At 69.3% G+C, this 6,000-nt stretch carries 6 protein-coding genes and 2 riboswitches; of the genes, 2 read left to right on the forward strand and 4 right to left on the reverse strand.

Annotated elements, in window-relative coordinates:
- Positions 1-404: hypothetical protein (locus ACK5F2_RS07545; protein ID WP_409863861.1), on the reverse strand; the 404-nt coding region annotated here is incomplete at its 3' end.
- 51 nt (positions 405-455) lie between these two features.
- Between ACK5F2_RS07545 and ACK5F2_RS07550 the strand changes: the two genes are divergently transcribed.
- Positions 456-1,079 carry an SRPBCC family protein gene (locus ACK5F2_RS07550; RefSeq protein WP_409863863.1) on the forward strand — a complete coding sequence of 208 codons (624 nt, stop codon included), beginning with the start codon at positions 456-458 and terminating at the stop codon, positions 1,077-1,079.
- Positions 1,080-1,091: 12 nt separating this feature from the next.
- Here ACK5F2_RS07550 and fusA read toward each other — a convergent pair whose 3' ends face one another.
- The 3 genes from fusA to ACK5F2_RS07565 form a co-directional block, all read right to left on the reverse strand.
- Positions 1,092-3,158, reverse strand: a complete 2,067-nt coding sequence (fusA, locus tag ACK5F2_RS07555; protein WP_409863864.1) for an elongation factor G — start codon at positions 3,156-3,158, stop codon at positions 1,092-1,094.
- 64 nt (positions 3,159-3,222) lie between these two features.
- Positions 3,223-4,518: a D-amino acid dehydrogenase gene (locus tag ACK5F2_RS07560; protein ID WP_409863866.1), complete on the reverse strand. Its 1,296-nt coding sequence runs from the start codon at positions 4,516-4,518 to the stop codon at positions 3,223-3,225.
- A gap of 83 nt (positions 4,519-4,601) precedes the next feature.
- A riboswitch (glycine riboswitch) is annotated at positions 4,602-4,713 on the reverse strand.
- Positions 4,714-4,806: riboswitch (glycine riboswitch) on the reverse strand.
- Positions 4,807-4,846: 40 nt separating this feature from the next.
- The gene (locus tag ACK5F2_RS07565) at positions 4,847-5,416 is read right to left on the reverse strand and encodes an N-acetyltransferase family protein (RefSeq protein WP_409863868.1); all 570 of its coding nucleotides are present in this window, start codon (positions 5,414-5,416) and stop codon (positions 4,847-4,849) included.
- A gap of 61 nt (positions 5,417-5,477) precedes the next feature.
- Between ACK5F2_RS07565 and ACK5F2_RS07570 the strand changes: the two genes are divergently transcribed.
- Positions 5,478-6,000, forward strand: a 523-nt coding sequence (locus ACK5F2_RS07570; protein WP_409863869.1) for a TetR/AcrR family transcriptional regulator, incomplete at its 3' end; no start/stop codon positions are given.

Raw genomic sequence — 6,000 nt, forward strand, 5'->3', positions numbered from 1 at the left:
AGGTCCAGCAGCCGGGTACGGGCGCGTTGTGGGTGGCGTCGGTAGTAGGTGAGCACCAGGCCGACGATGAAGCGCTCATCATCATCCTGGGGCAGCCCCGGAAGGGGCTCGGCGGCCGTGGTGCTCCCCGCGGCCGGGGTCAGGTGCTCCTGGTCCATCCAGCCCATGGGCTTGTGGCTCAGTTGCTCGAACTGGCGAGCCAGGCGCTCGCCGATCTGGCGCGAGCGGCCTTTGATCTGGCTCCAGTAGCTGGGTTGGATCTGCAAACTCTCCGCGAACCGACGCTCCAGGCCCCGCAGGGTGGCGGCGTCGGGATGCTTGACGGTGGCGGTGACGAACTCTTCGAACAGGATCAGCGCGTTGTCCAGGCGGATCTGCGCAAGGTCCCGGGGGGCGGTGGACATATGCGTATGATAAAGCTGCCTTGATCCGAGGCCCGTGCGAGGAGTGCCGCCATGCCGCGTTTGCCCATCTTTGCCACCCTCCCTGCCGCTTTTCTGCTAGGGGCCGCCCTGCAGCTGTTCAGCCCGGCCGCCCGGGCCGCCGAGCGCGCGATTGATAAAGAAGTGATCATCAAGGCCAGCCCGGAACAGGCCTGGGCCAGCTGGACCACGCGCGAAGGCATCGTCGCCTTCTTCGCGCCCGATGCCCGCATCGAGCCACGGGTGGGCGGGGCCTTCCAGATCTATATCGATCCTGGCGCCGCACCCGGCATGAAGGGCGCCGACGAGATGCGCTACCTCGCCCTGCAGCCCCCCAGGATGCTCAGCTTCGACTGGAACGCGCCGCCCAGCCTGCCCGAGGTGCGGGCCCAGCGCACTGTGGTGATCCTGCGCTTCGAGCCCCTGGGCGAGGGCGAGACCCGTGTGCGCCTGCATCATGTGGGCTGGGGAGACGGAGGAGAGTGGGACAAGGCCTATGCCTATTTCGACCGCGCCTGGGGCCATGTGCTGGGCAATCTGAAGAAGCGCTACGAGAGCGGGCCGGTGGACTGGAGCGAGTGGCTGGCCCAGCTGGAGAAGTTCCGCGCCCAGGCGCGTGCTGCGGCAGCGGCAGCGGGTTCGGCGCCCAAGCCCTGAGCGGGCGCATCTTCAGTCGTCCTCGCGCAGCTGGTAGCCCGCCACCAGCTGCGCCTGGGTTGTGGGCGGTACCGGCTCGTAGTGCGAGAGCGCCAGGGTGTAGCGGCCCTGGCCGCCGCTCATGGCATTGAGCCGGTTCTGGTAGCTGGCCAGCTCGGCCAGCGGGGCCAGGCCTTGCACCGCGATCACGCCGGGCACCGGCGCGCGCGTGCCGCTGACCTGGCCGCGCCGTGCCGCCAGATCGCCGGTGATATCGCCCATGGCGCTCTCCGGCGCGCTGATCTCCACCGCGACGATGGGCTCCAGCACCAGGGGGCGCGCCTCGCGCACCGCGGCCACCAGGGCCTTGCGTCCGGCAGTGACAAAGGCTACCTCCTTGCTGTCCACCGAGTGGTGCTTGCCGTCAAACACCGTCACTCGCAGGTCCACCAGGGGATGGCCCGAGATCACGCCGGCCGCACAGGCTTGGCGTATGCCTTTCTCGACCGCGGGCATGAACTGGCCCGGGATCACCCCGCCCTTGACCGCGTCCACGAACTCGAGGCCCGCCCCGCGCGCCAGGGGCTCCACACGCAGCCAGACCTCGCCGAACTGCCCGGCACCACCACTCTGCTTCTTGTGGCGGTGGTGACCCTCGGCCACGGCCGAGATGGTCTCGCGGTAGGCAATGCGCGGAGGCTGGGTGTGGATCTCGACGCGGTAGGTCTCCCGCAGTCGCTCCAGCAGCAGGCGCAGGTGCAGCTCGCCCAGGCCGTAGACCAGGGTCTCGTTGGTGGCCGCCACCTGCTCGACCCTGAGGCAGGGGTCCTCGTCCACCAGGCGGTTCAGGATTTCCCAGAGTCGTTGCTCGTCGCCATGCCGGGCCGGGCTGATGGCCAGGCCATGCACCGGGACGGGAAAGTCCAGCGGTGCCAGATGGATGTGTGCATCCTCGGGGTCGTCGTGTAGCACGGCATCAAAGTGCAGCTCCTCGACCTTGGCGATGGCGCAGAGCTCGCCGGGCAGGGCCTGCTCGATCTCCACATGTTCCTTGCCCTGCAGCCGCAAGAGATGGCTGACGCGAAAGGGCTTGCGCGCATGGCCCACCAGCAGCTGGGCATTCTTGCGCAGGGTGCCCTGATGCACGCGCAGCACGCCCATCTTGCCCAGATAGGGGTCGGCCACGATCTTGAACACATGGGCCAGCACATGGGCCTCGGGCTCGGGCAAGGCCTGCAGGGGCAGGGCTTCGGCACCTTCGCCGCGCAGGAACTGAGGCGGGTTGCCCTCGCCTGGATGGGGCAGCAGGCGCTCGATGACGTCCAGCAGTTCGGCCACGCCGGCGCCGCTCTTGGCCGAGGCAAAGCAGATGGGGATCAGATGCCCCTCGCGAAGGGCCTGCTCCAGCGGCGCATGCAGTTCGCGCGGGTCCACATCGCCCTCGCTGAGGTAGCGCTCCACAAAGGCCGCGTCCACCTCCACCACCTGCTCCACCAGGGCTTGGTGGGCCAGGCCCACCGAGCCGAAGTCGCTGGCGCCCACGATATTGAAGAAGCAGTCCAGCACGCGGCTGGCGCCCTCGGCGGGCAGGTTCAGGGGCAGGCATTCGCGGCCAAAGGCTTCGCGCAGCTGGGCCAGCAGGCCGGGCAAGTCCACGCCGGGGGCGTCGATCTTGTTGATCACGATCAGGCGGTCCAGGCCGCGCTGGGCGGCCACCTCCATCATGCGCGAGGCCATCAGCTCGATACCGTTCTGCGCATTGATCACGATCACGGCCGTGTCCACCGCTTCGAGCGCAGGCAGGGACTGGCCCACGAAGTCGGGCGCGCCGGGCGTGTCGATCAGGTGCAGGCGCAGGCCCGCATGCTCCATATGCAGCACGCTGCTCTGCAGCGAGTGCTGAAGCTTTTTCTCCAGCGGGTCAAAGTCGCTGACGGTGCTGCCCCGCTCCACGCTGCCGGCGCTGTCCAGCATGCCGCTGCGCTGCAGCAGAGCCTCGGCCAGGCTGGTCTTGCCGGCGCCGGCCGGCCCCACCAGGGCCAGGCTGCGGATCGCGGCGATCCCGGGGTGGACGGGGCTGGGGCTCTGCGAATCCGCCATGGCGCGCTCCTGCGGCAAAGGTCCGGGCCCCAGCGTAGGGCATGCGCGCCGTGGCGGCAATAGCTCAGAGCGCGGGCTGCGGCCTCAGGCTCGGCGCCCCCGCTTCCAGGCCGGTGAAGGCAAAGTCCAGCTCGGGGCGGCGGCCGCTGACGATGTCGGCAATCGCCGCGCCCGAGCCGCAGCCATGGGTCCAGCCCAGGGTGCCATGCCCCGTGTTCAGGAAGAGATTGCGCAGGCGGCTGCGGCCGATATAGGGCACGTTGGAGGGCGTGGCCGGGCGCAGGCCGGTCCAGAACTGGGCGCCGCGGCCATCGCTCATCTGGGGAAAAAGCTCGCGGGTGCGGCGCACGATGGCCTCGCAGCGCGCCAGGTTCAGCGTCGTGTCGTAGCCGTTGAGCTCGGCGGTGCCGGCGATGCGCAGGCGCTCGCCCAGGCGCGAGAACACCAGCTTGTACTCGTCGTCGGTGAGCGAGACCTGGTAGCTGTGCTCGGGCGCGATCACGGGCAGGGTGACCGAGTAGCCCTTGGCCGGGTAGATGTTCAGATCAATGCCCAGCTCGCGCGCGAAGCCGCGGCTGAAGGAGCCCATGCACAGCACATAGGCGTCGGCGCGCAGGCGCTGCACGCGGCCGGCGGCGTCCGCCGTGATCAGCTGCGAGACCGCATCACCCTCGCGCTCGCAGCCCAGGATGCGGGTCTCGTAGCGGAACTGCACGCCGGCCTCGGCGCAGCGCCGCGCCAGCTCCTGAGTGAAGCGGTGGGCGTCGCCCGACTCGTCGCTGGGCGTCATGCTGCCGCCCACGATCTTGTCGCGGCACTGGGCCAGGGCGGGCTCGATGGCCACACATTCCTCGGGCGTCTTCATGTCCAGCTCGCAGCCCTGTTCGCGCATCAGGCGTGCGGGCTCCTGGGCGGCTGCGTACTCGGCCTCGCTGGTGTAGAAGTGCAGGATGCCCTGTGTGCGTTGCTCGTACTGCAGGCCGGTGGCGGCGCGCAGCTCGCGCAGCTTGGCGCGGCTGTACAGGCCCAGGCTCACCATGCTGCGGATATTGCGGGCGGTGCGGCCCGGCGCGCATTCACGCAGAAAGGCCAGGCCCCAGCGCCACTGGGCTGGATCGGCCCGCAGGCGAAAGAGCAGGGGCGCGTCTTCCTTCATCAGCCACTTGAGCACCTTGGCCGGCGCGCCTGGGTTGGCCCAGGGCTCGGCATGCGAGACCGAGATCTGACCGCCGTTGGCAAAGCTGGTTTCCAGGCCGGCGGCCGGCTGGCGGTCGACGACGGTGACCTCATGGCCCGCCTGGCGCAGATACCAGGCGCTGGTGATGCCGGTCACGCCGGCGCCGAGAACGATGATGTGCATGTGCAGCACTCCTCGCGAGTGCGCGGACGCGACAGCCGGCCGGAGTCATTCCGGCAGCGGAAAACGGCAGGCGCCCGACGCGCGCCGCTCCCGCTGTCCTTGGTACCTGAGAGATTCGACCCACACCACCCGGCGGGGGCCTTGCTCCTTCGGTGGCGCCACCCCAGGGGCGGCGCGCTCTCCAGCATTCGGCTTGTGGCGGATCCAGTACGGGGCCTGAGCGAGTATGGGAGCTTGCGCCTTCGGCGGCCGACCTGTTGCGGGCCGGCACTCTCCTGAATCCGAAGCGCAGTGTATGCGCAATGGGGGCTCGCGTGCAGCGCCCGACTCAGCGCGGCAACGCCGCCGCGGCATCCAGCTGTTTGTAGTACAGGGCCGTCGGGCGCAGGCCGCCGTCGGGATTGGCCGCAAAAGCCGGTATTTCGCCGGCCTTGAGCCAGCCCAGATGGGTGTAAACCGTCTCGGCATGCGAGCCGGCCTCGGTGTCCAGCACCAGCAGGCTGCGGCCCTGCTGGCGTGCGGCCTGCTCCAAGGTCTTGAGCAACACGCTGGACAAGCCCTGGCCGCGAGCGCTGCGCCGCACCATCAGCTTCTGCACCTCGGCGCGGTGGCGGCCGTTGGGCTTGTCGCACAGGGCCAGCTGCACCGTGCCCAGCAGCTGGCCCGCCTCATCATGCAGCAGCCAGAGTTGCAGGGACTCGTCCAGGCTGTCCAGCACGCGCGTCCAGTACGCCCCTGCCTCGGCCGCCTCCATATCGGCCAGGAAACCGAGCGAGGCGCCGCCGCGCACCGCATCCTGCAGCAGCGAGATCAGGGCCGGCAGGGCGCTGGTATCGCCGGGGGTGACATGGCTGAGATGCAGAGGGTGGCGCGACAGGGGGCTAGAGGGTTCAGACATGGTGCGATCCGTGAATGGTGTAGGCTTGAGGTGAAATTGACCGTCGACAAAATATTAACCAATGGTTAGTAAAACTGCAATTCCATTTCTGAATCCGCATCCGCGCCCCAGCGGCTCCAAGGGCCTGCATCGGGCCACCGGCGTGGTGAGCCCGGCGCCCGACGCGCTCGACGGCGAGGACAAGCCCCTGGCCCGGCCGCAGCCGCGTCAGCGCCAGAAAACGCAAAAGCCCGAAGGGCCGCTCAAGAAAAAACGCCAGCCGCAGCAAGACAGCGAGACGGCGCCGGGGGGGAGGCGCGCCGCCGCCAGCAGCGCATCGGCCCAGCGTCGGGCGGCACACAAGGCCGATCTGGAGCGGCGCATCCTGGATGCCGCGCGCCAGCTGTTTGCCACCCAGGGCGCGGAGGCCGTGACCCTGCGCGAGGTGGCCGCTGCGGTGGGCTATTCCCATGCCACGATTTACAGCTTCTTCAGCGACAAGGCGGCTTTGCTGGCGCGGCTGGTGGCGGAGTCTCAGGAGGAGCTGTCCGCGCTGCTGGCGGCCGCCCTGGTGCCCGTGCCCCAGCAGCCCGACCCGGCCGCGG

The sequence above is a fragment of the Roseateles sp. genome, assembly GCF_046300915.1.
Classification (GTDB): Bacteria; Pseudomonadota; Gammaproteobacteria; order Burkholderiales; family Burkholderiaceae_C; genus Kinneretia.

Coding starts and splice junctions, on each gene's coding strand:
- ACK5F2_RS07550 (WP_409863863.1), top strand. CDS start 456: ATGCCGCGTTTGCCCATCTTTGCCACCCTCCCTGCCGCTTTTCTGCTA.
- fusA (WP_409863864.1), bottom strand. CDS start 3,158: ATGGCGGATTCGCAGAGCCCCAGCCCCGTCCACCCCGGGATCGCCGCG.
- ACK5F2_RS07560 (WP_409863866.1), bottom strand. CDS start 4,518: ATGCACATCATCGTTCTCGGCGCCGGCGTGACCGGCATCACCAGCGCC.
- ACK5F2_RS07565 (WP_409863868.1), bottom strand. CDS start 5,416: ATGTCTGAACCCTCTAGCCCCCTGTCGCGCCACCCTCTGCATCTCAGC.